General features: G+C 72.3%; 1 protein-coding gene and 1 pseudogene. Both read left to right on the forward strand.

Translation table 11 applies throughout. The features are described 5' to 3' along the window. Positions 1-1,638: tetratricopeptide repeat protein (locus HUK82_RS16345; protein ID WP_176614930.1), on the forward strand; the 1,638-nt coding region annotated here is incomplete at its 5' end. 31 nt (positions 1,639-1,669) lie between these two features. After that, positions 1,670-1,804, forward strand: a pseudogene (locus HUK82_RS17540) (4-(cytidine 5'-diphospho)-2-C-methyl-D-erythritol kinase); the annotation flags it as partial.

A 1,804-nucleotide genomic window follows, 5' to 3' on the forward strand; every position in this document is an offset into this window, starting at 1 on the left:
GTCCGGGCCGACGCGCCGGCGGCGGTCGGGCCGGAGGCGGGCCCCGACAACCGCGCGGTTAAGGTCGGGCCCGGCGCCACCCGGCGCAAAGACGAACGGCCCGCCGCGGAGGGCGATGGCGCGGCCCTGTCGGCGGACCCGGGGAACCAGGTCCTGCGTCATGGGGCCTTCTATCATGCCCTGCTGGCGGGATCAGCCGATCTTGCCGAGCGCGCCGATCCGCAAGGAAGCGGCCTTGCAGCCTATGTCCGTGGCAACGCGGCCCTGCGCGCCGGACAGTGGGCGTCGGCGCGGGCCGCCTACGACTCCGCGCCGGCCGACCGTGTCGGCGCCCTTTTGCGTCCCTTGCTGGTCGCCTGGACCCTGGCCGGTGCCGGACAGACCGATCAGGCTCTGGCCATGCTGGGGGCCGGGGGCGGCTTCTTCATGGTCGAGGAGCGCGGGCTGATTGCGATGATGGCGGGCCGGGACGCCCAGGCGGGCGAGGCTTTGCGCGCGGCATCGGCCATGGAGCACGGCGGCGACCTGCTGATGGCGCTTGCCTACGGTCACTGGCTCCAGAGGCACGGCCAGATCGCGCAGGCCCGCGCGCTGGTGCACCGGGCCGTCTCCGACGCGCCGGCCATGGCACTGGCGGAGTCGACACTGGACGCCGGGCTGGCGCGGCCACTGGTGTCGTCGGCGCGCGAAGGCGCGGCTTTGGACTATGTTCTGGCGGCGATCGTCGCCAGCGAGCAACTGACGCTGCTGGCGGGACAGCCGGACACCGTTACCCATCAGGTGCGCGATCTGGAGCGCGTGCTGCTGCGTCTGGCGCTCCAGCTTCAGCCCGACCAGCCGATGGCGCGACTGCTTCTGGCCGAAATCCTGCAGGCCAACCAGCAGTTCGACGCGGCACGCGCGGTCATCGGGCGGATTGATCCCTCGGCGCCGATGGCGCCGCTGCTGCGTTACCGGCTGGTCCTGATCGAGGCGGCCAGCGGACGGATCGACGAGGCACGGCGCGAGCTCGGCGCCCTGTTGCGCGCGCAGCCCGACCAGCCCGCCCTGCTGCGGTTGATGGGGGACCTGCTGGCATCGAGCGGCCATCCGTCGGAGGCGGTGCGGGTGTATGACCGGCTGCTGGCGGCCAGCGGGGCACCGGACTGGTCGCTTCTGCTGTCGCGCGCGATGGCGCGGGATCAGTCCGGGGACTGGACGGGGGCGCGCGGCGACCTGGAGCGCGCGGTGGTGCTGGCGCCCGATCAGCCGGACCTGCTGAACTATCTCGGCTATTCCCTTGTGCAACGGCACGAGGACCTGCCGCGTGCGCGCACGCTGCTGGTCCATGCGCTGGACCTGGCCCCGCATGACGCGGCCATTCGCGACAGCGTCGGCTGGGCCGTTTTCCGCGACGGCGATCCCGTAACGGCGCTTGGCTATCTTCAGGCGGCGGCGGAGAAGACGCCGCTGGACCCGGCCGTCAACTATCACCTCGGCGAGGTTTATCTGGCGCTCGGCCGCCGGCCCGAGGCGATTGACGAATTCGATCGCGCCCTGCACCTCAACCCCGAGCCCTCGGACCGACAGGCGATCCGCCGCGCCCTCGACCGGCTCGGCCCCGCCGTCGCCGGGCGCACGCCGTCCGTGCCGCGATGAGCGGCCGCCCCACCCCCCGACCCACACCCTCATCGTGACAACCGTGGAGGATCAGGCCCCCGCCAAGATCAATCTCTATCTGCATGTGAACGGCCGCCGGGCCGACCGCTATCACCTGCTGGACAATCTGGCGGTCTTCGCCGACGCGGCCGACGGCCTGCGGGCC

The sequence above is a fragment of the Ameyamaea chiangmaiensis genome (genome assembly GCF_013376175.1).
Taxonomy (GTDB): Bacteria; Pseudomonadota; Alphaproteobacteria; order Acetobacterales; family Acetobacteraceae; genus Ameyamaea; species Ameyamaea chiangmaiensis.